A 14789-nucleotide genomic window follows, 5' to 3' on the forward strand; every position below is an offset into this window, starting at 1 on the left:
GCCTCGGCGGCGACGCACGATGAAGACATTGCCCGTCGTCCTTGACCTGCACGTCGAGGAAGCCGCGTTCCTCGCGATCCTGCGCGACTACGCATTACGCGCCCCCCACTATGACCTCGACGACCTGGGCAAACTGGAGGAGCGCATCGAGGCTCACCTCGATGGCTTGCGGATCGCCGGACCAACCGGCCTGGAAATCCTGCTGGCCCAGCTCGGTCCCGACGCTGTCGGCGAGATGTTCGCCAGCGTGGTGCTGGCCTTCGAGGCGGCCGAGGCCAAGGTTCTGTCGCGGCTCAGCGAGCATCTGCGCAGTGCGGTGGAAACCGAGCGTGGTTATCTGATGGCCCTGGGGTGGCTGGACTGGCAACAGCTATCGCCCTGGATCGAGCGCATGCTCGCCGCTCCGGAGCCGCTGTTCCGTCGTCTCGGCCTGGCCGCCTGCGGCATGCATCGCCGCGATCCTGGCCCGGCCCTGCTTGCCGGACTGTCCGAGGCTGAGCCAAGCGTGCTGGCGCGTGCCGTGCGCACGGCTGGCGAGCTGCGACGTCGGGACCTGCTGCCGGAAATTCGCGTCCACCGGCTGCATGAGGACGCGGCCACGCGCTTCTGGGCCAATTGGGCCACCGCCCAGATGGGCGACCAGCAGGCCCTTGAGCCTCTGCGTCAATTTGCCGAGCAACCGGGCGAGTTTCAGTATCGCGCGCTTTGCGTATTGTTGGCCTGGCAGGACCGCGAACCCAGCATCGCCTGGATACGCCAGTGCGTGCAGGATCCCAGGGATAGGCGCTTGGGCATCCAGGCCCTGGGACTGCTGGGCGATCCGGTCAGCATCCCGTGGTTGATCCAGCAGATGAACGACCTGCCTTACGCCCGGGTCGCTGGCGAAGCTTTCAGCCTGATCACCGGCGCCGACCTGGCGCAGCTCGACCTGGAGTTGCGCAGCTCACCGGACTTCGCCGCAGGGCCGAACGATGACGCTGAGGACTCGAATGTCGCCATGGACCCCGATGAGAACCTGCCCTGGCCCGACCCGTCGGCAATCGAGGCTTGGTGGCAGGCCAATGGCGGACAATTCCAGGTGGGGGCTCGTTACATGCTGGGGCTGGCCCACAGCGAACGCAGCTTTGAGCAAGCACTGGTCCGGGGCCAGCAACGCCAGCGCGTAGCCGCTGCCTGCGGCCTCGCCCGCTTTCGACCGGATGAAGCGCTCTTTCCAACCAGTGCACCGGTGTTGCGGCAACAAAGACTCTTGAAAATTACCCCGTGACCCCGGGAGGCATGCTGATCAAGCCACCTCATTGCAGCTGACGAAGCTCACCCCCCTCCTGCTCCAGGCGCCGCAGATACGCGCTGGCGTCCAGCAGTTGATAAGGGAAATAAAGCCCTGGCGGCGTCGATGGTTGGCCGTCCAGACCGAGCAGACGCTCCAGGAGCATTGCCACACTTAGCCCGGTCAGCGGTGCAGTGCCCGCTGGGTGAACGACGGCATGACGGGTGCGCAGCGGTTTGCCGTTGAGGTCTTCGCCAGCGAGCTCGATGATGATCTCGGTGGACATCGGCCTGCCTTGACGTCGGGTTGAGCTGACCCCGATGCCAATGTTGAATTGAACATCAGGCGCACCTGTAGCGGTGGCCAGGCCGGCGACATCAATCGACGAAAAGCCTGAGGCCTCGATCTGCGTACCATCCACAGCGTGGAAGCTGGCCTTGGAGTCCTCGCCTTCGCGCCAGACGAACACCCCGTCGCGTCGTGTCAGCGCGGCGGGCAACATTTTGTTCAGGTGTTCAAAGTCGCTGGCGACGGTCGGCCCGCCGGTGTCCTGTTCATCGACCAGCGCGTTGATGCTGATCTCCTGGACTCGGCTGAACGCCTGGGCACAGCTCAATGTAGCCACCGTCGTCGCGCCTGCCATCCATTCGTAGCCCAGGACTATGGGCGAAGCATCGGGCATGTGCATGTACGTGGCGATTTCCGGCGCGATCTCGAAAATTCCGGAAGAAATGCTGAGGTGCGGCACCCCACGCTTTTGTGCAAAGCGCAATCCGGCCATCGCGTGGTCCATATAAAAGACCACAACCCCGCTGACCGGGCGAGCGCCAAGTCCCAGGTCGTCCGCAGTGGAATCGATCACCACGCCCTGCGCCCCGCCAATTTCCTCAGCGGCCTGCCGAGCCTTGGCAAGGTCACGGCCGCCGATCAACAGCGGTACGTCGGGATGAGCGGCGCGCAGCGCTCGGGCAGTCTGGTGACCAATGGCGCCGGAACCACCCATGAACAAGATAGGATCAAGTGACATCGTGAGTTCTCCTCGTTTCTGGACTAAAACCTACTGTTGGTAGGTAAACTATCACGCTCACACGCCTTGTCACCTACCATTGGTAGGTTTTATTGATCTGGATGCGCCACCGTGCAGAAACCCATTAAAACCGCTACAGGCAACTCCCCTTCCCGCCGACTCTCGAAAGCCGAACGGCGCCGGCAGCTGTTGGACACTGCGTTATTGATCGTGCGCGAGGAAAACGCCGACAGCTTGACCCTGGGCCGCCTGGCCGTCCGCGCGGGCGTGTCCAAACCGGTGGTATACGATCATTTCTCCACCCGCTCGGCGCTGTTGATCGAGCTGTACAAATGGATTGATACCGAGCGGGTCCGCGCTTTTCGCGAGGCCATGAGCAGGACTGCGCGAAGCCCGGAGGAAACCGCTCAGGTCCTGGCCAGCGCCTATATTCAGTGCGCAGCAGACAACACCGATGAATTCCATGCGGTCGGCGCGGCCCTGGCCGGCAGTGAAGAGAAGGCGGCGGTTTTCCAGGAGCTGCTCGACAACTGCGTACGGATGTTCGTGAGCGTACTTGAGCCTCACGCGACGTTGCCAAGCGCAGAACTTGAGCGCTGCTGCACCGGTTTGGTCGGTGCGGGGGAAGCACTTGCCGGCGCCCTGGTGCGGGGGCGACATGCCCAGGATGAAGTGATTGAAGCGTTCGCCGCGTTGATTCGCGGCGTGTTGAGTCCGCCTGAATAAGTGTTCATGTTCCAGCCATAAGCAATTGCCTACAGATAATCAGCTATGTCACTCGACGGTGACAAAATTCTTGGATCCAATTCCTGGAATCGCCTTGACAGGCTAATGGAGCCGATGAAATATTTCCCTCCGCTACGGTTCAACTTCAATCATCATTGGCGCGGATGCCATAACAATAATCAAATGGAGTTCATGATGGTTTTCCTCAGTACAGTTCCATCGGTTATCCCGTCACTCTCCTTCAGTTCCTCGTTTCCCAACTAATCACTCTATTTGGCGCCTTGGCGCTGAAGGGACTGTTGTGCAACGCCCACCGTCGTCGGCAGAGGATAACCATGAAAATAGTAGACAGTTCGGTTCTGAAGGAATGGTACGACAGCGAATACAGCGCCTGTAATAACGGTGCTTTATTTGGTGAACTACGCGAAGAGTTCAAACAGTTTTTATCCACCCTGCCTGACGGCCCCGGCGATGCCCTTGAGCTCGGCTGCGGAGACGGTCGCAACCTTACCGCCCTGGCGCGCAAGGGCTATAGCCTGAATGGCGTGGACATGGTCGACAGCACGGTACAGAGTCGCCAGCTCAATCCCTGGCTAAAGGATCTGAATTTCCAGCAGGCTGACATTCTGACGTACGAGCCGTTGCGTGAAGGTTACGACGTACTTGTCTGTTCCGAAGTGCTGCATTTCTTCAATCAAGATGAACTTCAGACGGTAATGGCCAAGATTATCGGTGCGGTAAAGCCTGGCGGATATATTTTCCTTGATCTTTTATCGGATCTGTCGCGGTACTTTCAAGCGAGCGGAGAACCCTTCATCTGGGACAAGGAAGCGGGCTTGTCTGTCCAGGACAGCGAAGGGCTATTTGATGCCTGGCTGGGTGATTTCGACATTTATGCGTCGCGGCATTTCTTTGATAAGCAAAGTTGGCCATTAAGCGATTCGGCAAACTTGCCAATAGCTCCCTATACCTGGCAAGGCACCTACGTCTCGGTGTGTGCGCGAAAACGTAAATGACTTTGCGACATTCAGCTTGAAAAGGATATTGAGCCATGCAGCTGTTCCATCAGGTTATCGCCAGCAATGCAAGAAAATACCCGTCCAAGCCAGCCATCGTCCTCGACGGGCGAGCGACTTCCTATCAGCAACTGCAGCAGCGCGCGGATGACATTGCCTCGGTGCTCCCCCTGCTCGGCATTGCTCCCGGTGACCGGGTGGGCCTGTACGCGCCCATTTCCGTCGATTTGATCGCAGGTTACCTGGGCCTGCTGCAGGCTGGAGTGATCAGCGCAGCGACGCATCACACCTTGAGTCGTACCAAGCTGATCCACCAGCTCAAGCACTCGGGCGCCCGGGTACTGATCACCGACTGCACGGATGACTTGCTTGGCCTGATTGACGAGGCTGGCCTGGAACTGGTCCTGCTTACCGTTCCAGCCGAGGTTGCGGTGCCCAAGGTCATGCAGCTTGCCGATGCCGTCGCTGCGCTCGGAGGAAAGAAGTCCGCGCCCTCCTCTCCGTTGCCCGCTGACCCTGAACATCCCACCTCGATCTTTTATACCTCAGGGTCATCCTTTAATCCGAAAGGCGTGCTCGTCAATCACCGCATCATGTTGGCGGCCAGTAGCCGGGTTATTGCGTATCTGCAAATCAGCCCCGATGATCGTGTCCTCAGCTATTCCACGCTGGCATCCGACTACGGGGTGTACAACGTGATGATGCCGCTGTATGCCGGGGCCACCAGTGTCATCGAAAGCCGGCCGGCCAGCAGCGCCGAGGAGGTGCTCGCGGTGGTCGAACGCGAGGGGGCCACGGCAATGCATGTATTCCCCCCGGTGTTCTTCCTGCTGGCCAATACGGGCCCGCACTGGCAGGCGCGCGTGCCTGGCTTGCGCTACATCTCCAGCAGCGGGCAGGCCCTCTACAGTCGTCATATCCAGCGGATCCGCGAAGCCCTGCCCGCGGTGCGGATTTTTTCCAACTACGGGCTCACCGAGTGCAAACGCGTGAGCTACCTGCCGCCCGAAGAAATCGACCAACGACCGACCTCGGTGGGTAAGCCTTTGCCGGGAGTCAGCGTGTACCTGGTAGACCAACAGGGCCAGCGTATCGAGCAGCCTGGACAAATAGGCGAGTTGCTGGTGACCAGCGACTACCTGATGCTCGAGTACTGGAACATGCCCGAAGCCAATGCCCGCGCCTTCGTCCATGATGCCTTCGGCCATTCACGCCTGTATCGCACCGGGGACCTGTTCAAGCAGGACGCCGAAGGCTACCTCTATTACGTCGCCCGCAAGGACGACGTCTTCGCTCGCAACATCTGGAACGTCAATCCGCGAGAAATCGAGCAGTGCCTAGCCGCGCATCCAGCGGTCGCCGAGGTGCTCGTGGTGCCGGTTGCCGACGAGTCGGCCGGGCACGTGCCCAAGGCTTGCATCGTGCTTGATGCCGATCATGGCCAGACCAGCGAACAGGCATTGCTCGATCACTGCAAGGCGAATCTGGACTGGCACATGGTCCCGGCCCAGTGGGCATTCCTCAAGGCCTTGCCGAAAACCGATTCGGGCAAGTTCACCACCAAAGGACTGATCTGACAGCAGGAGCCATGTCATGAAAACTTCCCCGCAATCCATGGATGACACCGACCTCGACAGGGACCTGCAAAAAAGCGCCATGCTCAAGCTCGCCGGGCATTTCCACAGTCTGGCGACAGGCGCCAGCCAGGTGCCCATGCAGTCTCTTGGCAGCCACTTGCGCGCCGAGATCCAGGATCCGCTGGTTCTCGATTGCCACGATCGCCTGATCGAAGGGGCAGGACCGTTGTTCTCCCACTTTCTCGCCAGCGTGCCGTACATTCTCGAGGAGTTGTCCAGGATCGGCGCAGCCCTGACGCGCCTGGCTGAGGCCAATACCCCAGAAACAGGCCAGACCTTCAGTCTCTTCGAAGTGGATGCCTTTGATGGCAGTAACGGCCGCGCCGTTGCTGGCCATTCCAATGGACTGATCCGCAGTTTCACCTCATCGCCGAATCGGGCCAACCAGGTTGCCTTCGACCGGTATGCCGACCCGGCGCTGTCGCGGTTCTATCCGCAGTCGGTGTTCAAGGTGACACCGGACCTGCTGCAGCAACCCGAATACAGGCTTTTCAGCCAGGGCTTCGACTTCATTTACGAGATGGCCGCGTTCCAGTTCTACAGCCGCGACCGTGACCGGCAGATCGCCCATATCCAGCAATTTCTCAAGCCTGGCGGCCTGGTGTTTTTCCTTGAAAAGCTTAACCACCCGGACCCGGAGGAATACCTGCGCAGGGAACGGGTCAAGGATGAGCAATTCAAGACCCGCTACTTCAGCGAGGAAGAAATCCACTGGAAACGCCAGCAGATGCTTGAGCAAATGCAGAATGGCCAAGTCACCTTCGAAGAATTGGCAGGCGCCCTGTGCGCCCGGTTCAAGTGCGTCCATCTGTTGTGGAACAGCAGCAATTTCTGTGAGTTCGTCGCCTCCGACGATCCACAGCAAATCGAGCGATTGGTTCGGCTGTTGGGCCCGGTGGCGCAACCTGCGGATTTCTGTTTCGAAGGCTCGCGTCTGGGCGCCGTGGCGACGCTGCGCAGTGCCGGGGGGCAAGACGATGCTTGAGCTTGCCGAGCAGGCGTTCCATCCGGCCGCACAACCCTCGCTGTGTCAGCGGGCCGTCGAGCACTTGCCCGGCTGGCGCGAGCGGGCCGCCACGGCTGAAGCGAATCGACGGCTGAGCAACAGCACCTTCGACGAATTGTTTGCCGGCGGCTGGCTGGATCTGTTGACGCCGCGCGCGCCGGTGACGAGCAGCGGACACTGGCCCACACTGGTGGAAAGCGCGCGGATCGCCGCGCGGGCGTGCGCCTCCACGGGCTGGATGCTCGCGCTGGTGGGCGGCCACGGCGCCATCGCCCGACGACTGCCGCCTGCCTGCACGGACCAGCTCTACACCGATGGCCCACGACAGCTCTTCGCCTCAGCCTCCATCAGTGCCGATAGCCGGCTGACCTTCGACTCCGCCGGGGTACGGATCGATGGGCGCTGGCGCTTCGGTTCAGGGATCGAGAACGCGACCTGGCTGATGCTCAACGCCCCCTGCCCCAACCACCCGGACGCGGCTCACACCTCACGTTTCCTGGTGCTGGTCGCCGCCGATGAAGTCGAAAGACTCGACAGCTGGGACAGCTGTGGTATGGCGGCGACCGGCTCCCATGACGTACTGACCCGCCAATTGCTGGTGCCGCATGCTCGCGTATTCGCGCTGCATGAAGTGTTTGCGCAGGCCACGCATGCACCGGCGGCCGACTACATCGACCGTATGCCCCTGGTGCCTTACCTCACCACGTCGATCATCGGTCCGCTGCTCGGGTGCGCCGAGGGTGCTCTTGGCGCTTTTGTCACTGGGCTCAACGGTTCGTTGGCGGTGAGCGATCCGCGGATCGCCGAGCAGGCCGCGCACTCGGCAGCACAGCTGTACAGCGCCGGGTTGTTGTATGACTCGCTGATCACCCGACTGCATGACGCCGGTATGAATGACCGGCCGCCAGACACGCGACAACTGCTTCAACTCAAGCGCGACCGCGCCTATCTGGCGGGCCAGTGCGTGCAGGCCGTGCGCCGTCTGGTAGAAAGGCTCGGTGCGTCGTCCCTGGTCGCCGGCAACCCGCTCCAGCGCCACTGGCGTGATATCCAGGCCATGGCCGCGCATCGGGACGTTGCCTGGAACGAGGCGATGCTGGCCAGCGGCGATGCGCTGCTGCGGCCCGTCGCCGCCGGCACTGCAAAGAACTGATTTGTTTCCAATCGACTACTTCAAAAAGAGGTCCCCGATGTTCATTCGCAACATATCCGAGGTCGAGAAAACCCCTTACTTCGTCGAGTGGGGTGCCGGCACGAGTCATCGCCTGCTCACTGAACGTGACGCCATGGGCTTTACGCTGTGCCATACCGTCGTGCGTGCAGGTACAGAGTCGCTGTTGCAATACCGCAATCATCTGGAGGCCTGTTATTGCATTGCCGGAGAAGGTGAAGTCGAAGACATGCACGGCAATGTCTTTGCGATCCGGCCTGGCGATGTCTACGTGCTCGATCAGCATGACCGGCATTTCCTGCGCGGTGGCAAGGACCAGGACCTGATCCTGGTCAGCGTCTTCAATCCGCCACTGCGCGGGGACGAACGACACAACCTCAACGACAGTTCAGGGTCGGCCTACTGATGATTTTCTGCGCCGTCACGCCCCGTTACTTATCTGCAGGAGGTTTCCATGCGTAAGGATTACCTCGCTTTTTTCGTGTCGTTGTTTTTGTCGCGGCTGGCGGATCAGATCCTGCTGTTCATCGTACCGCTGGTAGTGTTCCAGACGACCAACAGCGCGGCCTGGGCCGGGCTGGCGTTTTTTGTCGAGTCGCTGCCGCGATTCCTGGCGTTTCCGTTGTGTGGCGCCCTGTGCGACAAGTATTCGCCCATCAGGATCCTGCACATCAGCCAGGTCTACCGGGCCCTGCTGTGTGTCCTGGCGATGGCGCTGCATGGGGTCTTTGGTGGCATCGCCTGGGTCGTCGTGCTGTCAGCGGTGTGCGGGGTGCTGACAACGCAAGGCATCATGGCGCGTGAAGTGCTGATGCCGCACATCTTCCAGCACTACAGCTACACCAAGACCTTGTCTTACTCGCAGATCGCCGACCAGACCGGGCTGGTGCTCGGGCCATTGGTGGCGGCCCTGATGCTGGAAGTGTGGGCCTGGCATTGGGTGGTGCTGTGGATCGCCGGGTTGTTCCTGCTGGCCGATCTGAGCATGCTGGTCTGGCAACGCCTCAGCCGTATCACGCTTGAGGTTTTCGAGCAGCATCAGGACATCTGGTTGCAGCCGCTGCGGATTGCCTTCGGGCATATCCGTAACCTGGCGGAGCTGAAAAAAATCATCACCCTGGCGGTAGGCGTCAACCTGGTCGTGGGTGTCACCTTGGCCACCTCGGCGGCCATGGTGCTTGGCGAGTACAGCGCCGGCAAGGACGACTACGCGGGCCTGCAGGCGGCTGGCGCGGTGACAACGATCGTGATCCTGTTCTTTCTCGCCCGGGTCGCCCTGCCTCTGCGCGTCTCGGGAGGCGTCGGCTATTCGATGATCGCCGCGGGAGGCTTCATCAGCGCCCTGAGCCCGAACCTGGTCGGCTACGTCGTGGGCTTCCTGTTGATCGTCGGCTTCGACAAGATGTTCAACGTCTACATGCGCACGATCCGGCAACAGGTGATTCCGCCCAAGGATTTCGGCAAGACGGTGGGCGTGATCACATTGCTCAACAACCTTTCGCAGCCGTTGGCCGGCTTGTTGGTAGCGGTGCTGGCGGCGCCCTTGGGCACGCAACCGGTGATCCTGATTTTGGCCGTGCTGGCGACGCTCCTGGGAGCCGCGGCGTGGTGGTGGTTTGCAAAGACGCGAAGCCCCCTCACCGCATCGACTCTGGCGGAGCAGGAAGTCGGCAAGTGAAAATGGCTGGCCAGCCGGCGGCGGGTCGTCTCGCCACGTCAACTCGGTTGCTCAAGCAGTAGCAGTGTCTTGCGATCCGGCTCGCCCGGATAAAACCGGTCAAGCGCCTGTTGGTATAGGGAAGATCCCGGTTGGACGCTCCTGAACAAGGTCAGGCAGGAACGAAACTTGATGTCGTCGGGCGAGCCAAAGATCTGCCCGGCACTCTCCCCGTGATGCAGCAGAACTGTTTCCACACAACCCTCCAGTCGCGGGCCGAGCACGTCGTGCTGAACGTAAGCACGGGCCTCGGCAATGCCGGAGATGGCGAAGCGCGCGGCCATTTCGGAACGCCCGAGGCCCTGCAACTGGGGAAAGATGAACCACATCCAGTGGCTCGTCTTGCGGCCTGCGCGCAGCTCGTCCATGACTCGATCGAACACCGGGTTCTGGGCCTCGACGAAGCGAGACAGGTGGTAGATGTCTTGCATGATCCCCTCTCTTCAACCGTAAGCACCTGGGCACTCCGGGCTTCGCCGCTAGTTGTCCGTCCTGCGCCGATTGCCCAGCGGCCCTGCGTCTTTTATCTGATCGATGTTCTCAAGGAACATTTTCAGGATAGGTGACGGATTGTCGGTCCGATAACCCACCGCCAGATCAATGGTAGGTCGTGTTCCCTTGAGCGGCCTGCTGACGATCGTCCACGGCAGCAGCGGCTCCACGTAGGCTGGCAGGATGGCAACGCCCCGCGTGGAGCTGATCAGGGAGATCCCGGTGCCGTAGTCGTCCAGCCAGTAGGATGCGTTGACCTGCACGTTGCAACTGGCGAAATACTGCGCGATGACATCGCGTAGTACATGGGGAATCTCCGAACAGCCGATGAACGTCTCGCAGGCCAACTCGGCCGGATCGATATCACCCATCGAGGCCAGGCGATGGTCGTTGGGCATGATCACCAGCAATGGCTCTTTCGCGACAACCGCGTAACTGACATCCGGCCGTGGCTCAACGCGCAGAAAGCCAAGGTCGACGTCGCCGCGTTGAATAGCGTCGGCCAGCGAGGGCGATTGCAAGCTGACGACCTTGAATTCGATGTTGGGCAGCTCATGCCGAAGCAAACGCGTCACGCTGGGCAGCCAGTCCACCTCCTGCCCCGTCAGGAAACCTACCGAGAACACCTTCTTCGCCGGCCTTGCCGCTCGCCGAGCCGCCGCCACGGCTTCTTCAGCATGACTGAGCGCAAGCCTGGCCTGATCCAGGAACGCTATTCCGGCCGGCGTCAGTTCGATGCCCCTGGCCTTGCGGACAAACAGCTGCGCGCCAACCTCCAACTCCAGATCGCGCAGCTGGCGGCTAAGGGATGGTTGCGCGGTATGAAGTCGTCGGGTCGCGGCAGAGGTCAGGTTGCCCTCTTCGGCAACGGCAACGAAGTAACGAAGGTGACGCAGCTCCATCAAGCGATACCTCTAAGGCATGGGTTCGAGCATACAAAGTCTTTTTAAAGCAGCTGCGGTTTGCCTACAGTCTGCCCGACTGATAACAGAATTCCTTAGCGCGGGGCAAACTCATCGCCGTGCTTTGCCATGCTTATTGGCTATCGACAAAAAAGCCGCTCGCGAAATCGTAGGTTATTCCAACTCACCAAGAGGTCTTTCCAATGAACAAGATTGCGCTCATTACCGGCGCCAACCGTGGCCTGGGCCGCAATGCCTCTATTGCCATCGCTGAAAAGGGCAACGACGTCATCCTCACTTATCGTAACGGCGAGGCCCAGGCCCGGGACGTGGTCGGGGAAATCGAACGGCTCGGGCGCAAAGCCGTTGCGTTGAAACTCGATGTGAGTGACGTCTCCAGCTTCGGCACATTCGTCGCTACGCTTTCCGGCGCCCTCCAGCGAGGCTGGGGTCGAGCCGACTTCGACTTCCTCCTCAACAACGCGGGTCACGGCGCGATGGCGGCGTTTGCCGAGACCACCGAAGAGCAATTCGATGAGCTCTTCAATGTGCACGTCAAAGGTGTTTTTTTCCTGACGCAGGCGCTCTTGCCACTGATCATCGATGGTGGTCGCATCGTCAACTATTCATCCGGGCTGACGCGTGTTTCCTTTCCCGGTTTCTCGGCGTATGCCGCCGCTAAAGGCGCGATCGAAACCCTCACGGTCTATATGGCCAGAGAGCTGGGCGGCCGTGGAGTCACGGTAAATACAGTGGCCCCTGGCGCGATTGCGACGGACTTCCTGGGCGGCGCAGTGCGCGACATGCCGGATCTGAATGCGCAATTTGCTGGCATGACTGCCCTTGGCCGGGTGGGCGTCCCGGACGACATCGGGCCAATGGTTGCGAGCCTGCTGGCGGAGGACAACCGCTGGGTTACCGGGCAGCGCATCGAAGTTTCCGGCGGGCAGACAATCTGACTTTGTAGAAAACCCAGTGTGGGAGCGAGCCTGCTCGCGATAGGGTTATCACGGTTATGAAATCGTTGAATGAACCGGCCTCTTCGCGAGCAGGCTCGCTCCCACGGGTCAGCGGTGGGCTCAATGGCGCAGTAGTCGGCGCAACGGCACTCCATCCTTGAGCACCGGCGATTTGATGACGATGTAACTGAAGTATTTGGAGATACCGATGTTCTTGTCCAGCAACCCTTCGATCACTTCCTGATAATGCTGGATGCTGCACGTCATGAAGCGCACCAGATAATCGTAACCGCCGCTGATCAAGTGGCACTCAAGTACTTCATCGACCAGACGAATATTCGATTCAAACTTGGCGAAGTCTTCCCGTTTATGGTCGCTGAGGGTGATTTCGGTAAATACCGTAACCGAGTCGGTAATCTTTGCGAGGTTCAGATGCGCCCTGTACCCGGAGATATAACCGGCTGATTCGAGGCGCTTGACCCGCTGCAAACAAGGGCTGGACGACAGTCCCACGGCATCGGCGAGGCTGACATTGGTCATCCGACCGTCCTTTTGAAGTTCAACAAGGATACTGATATCAATTCGGTCTAGTTTAATTAAACCTTCCATCGGGTACCCCTCGGTCGTCTTCAGGCTGACAGTGGTTTTAGCAAATTCAACGGCGCAAAGATAGCTGATGCTGAGCGACGAGGTCGGCCATGCTGGTGATGTAGAAATCGGCGGAATATTCTTGATTTTCAGGCTCATGGCCACGGCGGATCAGGCACAGGCCAGCCGATTTTGGCGGTTGTGCAGGCGGTCTGGACACTTGCATGATCGTTGCAGGCTCGAGTTGGTTCTGCAGCAACCATGCCTCATCCTCCAGTGGATTGCTGGCTCGCGAATGCAGGTCCTCGGGTGGAATTCCCAAGCGCTCGCAGAGCTGGTCGCGATCCTCGGCATCACGATCGCAGTAAACCAATAACCGGTAGAATTTGCGCAAATACAACATGGCACCCGGTGCGTCTTCGAACAGCGACCAGTTGCAGGCCGAACGGGCAAAGCTCATGCCCTCTTCCCAGCTGACCTTGAGCCCCAGGCGCTCCGCCAACTGGCGATGGGCAAAACACAACAAGCCGCTGAAGCCGAGATCGGAAAAACGTGGATAGAGCCCGCGTACCGCCTCGTCGAATTCCGCCAATACCTGTTCCTTGCCCGGCATGCCCGGACGGTTTTCGAGCAACGGTTGCAGGGCCGTCCAGACACCGGAATCCCGATCGACCAGGACTTCGTCGCAATCGATCAGCAGCGCACGATAATCAGTCAGGTGCATGTGTCGCCTCCCATGGTGCGTTTATCAATCCTTATGCCTGGCTGCCTCGGTCGACAAAATCGCCAACTTGCCGACCGAGACCTGAGACTAATCCATTACCCGCTGCAATGCGGCTTCAAGAATGGCCAGTGCTTCGTCGATCTGACTTTCTTCGGTGACCAGGGGAGCGAGGAAGCGCAGGACATTTCGGTACACCCCGCATTTGATCACCAGCAGCCCGCCAATCCTTGCCTGATCGATCAGGCGCTGGGTGAGCTCGGCATCCGGGCTGCGGGCCTGATCATCCTTGATCAATTCGATTGCCAGCATGAAGCCGGTGCCGCGCACATCACCGATGCGCGGGTGGCGGGCCTGCAAGCGCAGCAGGCCCTGACGCAGCCGCTCACCCAGAACCAGGCCACGCTCCAGCAGATGCTCCTGCTCATAAGCCTCGATCACCGCCAATGCCGCGGCACACGCCAGGGCGTTACCGCCGTAGGTGCCGCCAAGGCCACCGGGCAATGGCGCGTCCATGATGTGCGCGCGCCCCACCACGCCCGAGATGGGCAGGCCTCCGGCAAGGCTTTTGGCGACGGTGACCAGGTCCGGCTGGATGCCGGCGTGCTGGAAACCGAACCATTTGCCGGTACGACCGAAGCCGGTCTGGATTTCATCGAGGATGAGCACGATGCCGTGCTGCTCGGTCAGCGCTCGCAGCGCCTGGAGAAATTCTGGTGGCGCGCTGAGGAAGCCTCCATCGCCCTGCACCGGCTCGATGATAATCGCCGCGACCCGATCCGGAGCGACTTGGGTCGCCAGCAATTCGTTGAGTGCCTGCAACGCCATATCACTGCTGAAACCGCGATAGGCATTCGGATATGGCGTATGGAAGACCTCCGGCGCCAGAGGTCCGAAGTTCTGTTTGTAGGGCTGGCTCATGCCCGTCAGCGTCGTACCCAGTAAAGTACGCCCATGGAAACCGCCCCGGAAGGCAATGACGGCGGGACGATTGGTATGCGCGCGGGCGATCTTCACCGCGTTCTCCACTGCTTCCGCGCCGGAAGTGAACAGCGCCGCCTTGCAGGCTTGCTGCCCGCCCACCAAGGCACACAGGCGCTTGACCAGATCGATATACGGTTTGTAGGCCACCACTTGGAAACACGCGTGGCTGACCTTCTGCAATTGAGCCTGCACCGCCGCGATCACCTTCGGGTGATTATGACCGATGTTCAACACGCCGATGCCGCCGACGAAGTCCAGATAACGCGCCCCATCCACGTCCCACACCTCTGCCCCCTGGGCCCGGTCGATGACCAGCGGATGCGCGGTGACCAACCCTCGTGGCACGAATTGATCGCGTTGGAGGAGCAGGCTCGGGGTTTCTTCGACTTTACTGTTCATGGCATCTCCCACAGTGAACCAGGCAACCGGGAAACGGCTGCGATGTGTTCCACAGGTTAAGCGTTCGACACAATTGTCTAAGCCGAACTTGGCCTCTGGGAAATTCGGATCGACTGTTTTCACCCCGGCAAACAGCAGAATCCTTCAGCCGACTCCAGCCCCATGGAATCTGCC

Annotated in this window: 15 protein-coding genes; 9 read left to right on the plus strand and 6 right to left on the minus strand. The window is 60.3% G+C overall.

Translation table 11 applies throughout. The features are described 5' to 3' along the window. Positions 1 to 19: 19 nt before the first annotated feature. On the plus strand, positions 20 to 1267 hold the full coding sequence (locus tag J3P94_RS14350) for a TIGR02270 family protein (protein ID WP_434568465.1): 1248 nt from the start codon (positions 20 to 22) through the stop codon (positions 1265 to 1267). A 28-nt stretch (positions 1268 to 1295) separates the two neighbouring features. On the opposite strand, the gene J3P94_RS14355 is transcribed toward J3P94_RS14350, so the two are convergent. After that, positions 1296 to 2297, minus strand: a complete 1002-nt coding sequence (locus tag J3P94_RS14355; RefSeq protein ID WP_434568466.1) for an NAD(P)-dependent oxidoreductase — start codon at positions 2295 to 2297, stop codon at positions 1296 to 1298. 111 nt (positions 2298 to 2408) lie between these two features. Here J3P94_RS14355 and J3P94_RS14360 point away from each other — a divergent pair, with 111 nt between their 5' ends. The 7 genes from J3P94_RS14360 to J3P94_RS14390 all read left to right on the plus strand — a co-directional run bounded on the left by J3P94_RS14360 (position 2409) and on the right by J3P94_RS14390 (position 9531). Beyond that, positions 2409 to 3023, plus strand: coding sequence for a TetR/AcrR family transcriptional regulator (locus tag J3P94_RS14360; RefSeq protein WP_434568467.1), 615 nt, complete (start codon positions 2409 to 2411; stop codon positions 3021 to 3023). Positions 3024 to 3358: 335 nt separating this feature from the next. Beyond that, a complete protein-coding gene (locus J3P94_RS14365) occupies positions 3359 to 4039 on the plus strand; it encodes a class I SAM-dependent methyltransferase (protein WP_434568468.1) in 681 nt (226 codons plus the stop codon). 35 nt (positions 4040 to 4074) lie between these two features. Beyond that, complete coding sequence (locus tag J3P94_RS14370; protein ID WP_434568469.1) at positions 4075 to 5616, plus strand: class I adenylate-forming enzyme family protein; 1542 nt, start codon at positions 4075 to 4077, stop codon at positions 5614 to 5616. A 16-nt stretch (positions 5617 to 5632) separates the two neighbouring features. Next, positions 5633 to 6661, plus strand: a complete 1029-nt coding sequence (locus tag J3P94_RS14375) for a class I SAM-dependent methyltransferase (RefSeq protein ID WP_434568470.1) — start codon at positions 5633 to 5635, stop codon at positions 6659 to 6661. Continuing rightward, positions 6654 to 7835, plus strand: a complete 1182-nt coding sequence (locus J3P94_RS14380) for a hypothetical protein (protein WP_434568471.1) — start codon at positions 6654 to 6656, stop codon at positions 7833 to 7835. The genes J3P94_RS14375 and J3P94_RS14380 overlap by 8 nt, the downstream gene beginning before the upstream one ends. Positions 7836 to 7872: 37 nt before the next feature. Continuing rightward, positions 7873 to 8259 (plus strand): ectoine synthase, encoded by a 387-nt coding sequence (locus J3P94_RS14385; RefSeq protein WP_305501143.1) that lies wholly within the window; start codon positions 7873 to 7875, stop codon positions 8257 to 8259. 48 nt (positions 8260 to 8307) lie between these two features. Then, on the plus strand, positions 8308 to 9531 hold the full coding sequence (locus tag J3P94_RS14390; protein WP_434568472.1) for an MFS transporter: 1224 nt from the start codon (positions 8308 to 8310) through the stop codon (positions 9529 to 9531). Positions 9532 to 9569: 38 nt separating this feature from the next. On the opposite strand, the gene J3P94_RS14395 is transcribed toward J3P94_RS14390, so the two are convergent. Together J3P94_RS14395 and J3P94_RS14400 are read right to left on the minus strand one after the other, a co-directional pair. Beyond that, the gene (locus J3P94_RS14395) at positions 9570 to 10001 is read right to left on the minus strand and encodes a DUF1810 domain-containing protein (RefSeq protein WP_434568473.1); all 432 of its coding nucleotides are present in this window, start codon (positions 9999 to 10001) and stop codon (positions 9570 to 9572) included. Between the two features lie 48 nt (positions 10002 to 10049). Then, positions 10050 to 10964: a LysR family transcriptional regulator gene (locus tag J3P94_RS14400; RefSeq protein ID WP_434568474.1), complete on the minus strand. Its 915-nt coding sequence runs from the start codon at positions 10962 to 10964 to the stop codon at positions 10050 to 10052. Between the two features lie 203 nt (positions 10965 to 11167). On the opposite strand from J3P94_RS14400, the gene J3P94_RS14405 reads away from it, so the two are divergent. Further along, positions 11168 to 11923: an SDR family NAD(P)-dependent oxidoreductase gene (locus J3P94_RS14405; protein ID WP_434568475.1), complete on the plus strand. Its 756-nt coding sequence runs from the start codon at positions 11168 to 11170 to the stop codon at positions 11921 to 11923. 120 nt (positions 11924 to 12043) lie between these two features. Here the strand turns inward: J3P94_RS14405 and J3P94_RS14410 are convergent, their stop codons facing one another. From J3P94_RS14410 to gabT, 3 genes are all read right to left on the minus strand, one after another. Beyond that, on the minus strand, positions 12044 to 12532 hold the full coding sequence (locus J3P94_RS14410; protein ID WP_008146530.1) for an Lrp/AsnC family transcriptional regulator: 489 nt from the start codon (positions 12530 to 12532) through the stop codon (positions 12044 to 12046). 46 nt (positions 12533 to 12578) lie between these two features. Continuing rightward, the gene (locus J3P94_RS14415; RefSeq protein WP_434568476.1) at positions 12579 to 13235 is read right to left on the minus strand and encodes an HAD family hydrolase; all 657 of its coding nucleotides are present in this window, start codon (positions 13233 to 13235) and stop codon (positions 12579 to 12581) included. 87 nt (positions 13236 to 13322) lie between these two features. Beyond that, entirely contained in the window at positions 13323 to 14615 is a 1293-nt protein-coding gene (gabT, locus tag J3P94_RS14420) for a 4-aminobutyrate--2-oxoglutarate transaminase (protein WP_434568477.1), read from the minus strand. Between the last annotated feature and the right edge of the window lie 174 nt (positions 14616 to 14789).

Source organism: Pseudomonas sp. Z3-8 (assembly GCF_051131975.1).
GTDB lineage: Bacteria > Pseudomonadota > Gammaproteobacteria > Pseudomonadales > Pseudomonadaceae > Aquipseudomonas.

Excerpts from the sequence above, each read along its gene's own strand:
- J3P94_RS14350 (WP_434568465.1), top strand. The coding sequence starts at position 20 with ATGAAGACATTGCCCGTCGTCCTTGACCTGCACGTCGAGGAAGCCGCG.
- J3P94_RS14355 (WP_434568466.1), bottom strand. The coding sequence starts at position 2,297 with ATGTCACTTGATCCTATCTTGTTCATGGGTGGTTCCGGCGCCATTGGT.
- J3P94_RS14365 (WP_434568468.1), top strand. The coding sequence starts at position 3,359 with ATGAAAATAGTAGACAGTTCGGTTCTGAAGGAATGGTACGACAGCGAA.
- J3P94_RS14370 (WP_434568469.1), top strand. The coding sequence starts at position 4,075 with ATGCAGCTGTTCCATCAGGTTATCGCCAGCAATGCAAGAAAATACCCG.
- J3P94_RS14375 (WP_434568470.1), top strand. The coding sequence starts at position 5,633 with ATGAAAACTTCCCCGCAATCCATGGATGACACCGACCTCGACAGGGAC.
- J3P94_RS14380 (WP_434568471.1), top strand. The coding sequence starts at position 6,654 with ATGCTTGAGCTTGCCGAGCAGGCGTTCCATCCGGCCGCACAACCCTCG.
- J3P94_RS14385 (WP_305501143.1), top strand. The coding sequence starts at position 7,873 with ATGTTCATTCGCAACATATCCGAGGTCGAGAAAACCCCTTACTTCGTC.
- J3P94_RS14390 (WP_434568472.1), top strand. The coding sequence starts at position 8,308 with ATGCGTAAGGATTACCTCGCTTTTTTCGTGTCGTTGTTTTTGTCGCGG.
- J3P94_RS14395 (WP_434568473.1), bottom strand. The coding sequence starts at position 10,001 with ATGCAAGACATCTACCACCTGTCTCGCTTCGTCGAGGCCCAGAACCCG.
- J3P94_RS14400 (WP_434568474.1), bottom strand. The coding sequence starts at position 10,964 with ATGGAGCTGCGTCACCTTCGTTACTTCGTTGCCGTTGCCGAAGAGGGC.
- J3P94_RS14405 (WP_434568475.1), top strand. The coding sequence starts at position 11,168 with ATGAACAAGATTGCGCTCATTACCGGCGCCAACCGTGGCCTGGGCCGC.
- J3P94_RS14410 (WP_008146530.1), bottom strand. The coding sequence starts at position 12,532 with ATGGAAGGTTTAATTAAACTAGACCGAATTGATATCAGTATCCTTGTT.
- J3P94_RS14415 (WP_434568476.1), bottom strand. The coding sequence starts at position 13,235 with ATGCACCTGACTGATTATCGTGCGCTGCTGATCGATTGCGACGAAGTC.
- gabT (WP_434568477.1), bottom strand. The coding sequence starts at position 14,615 with ATGAACAGTAAAGTCGAAGAAACCCCGAGCCTGCTCCTCCAACGCGAT.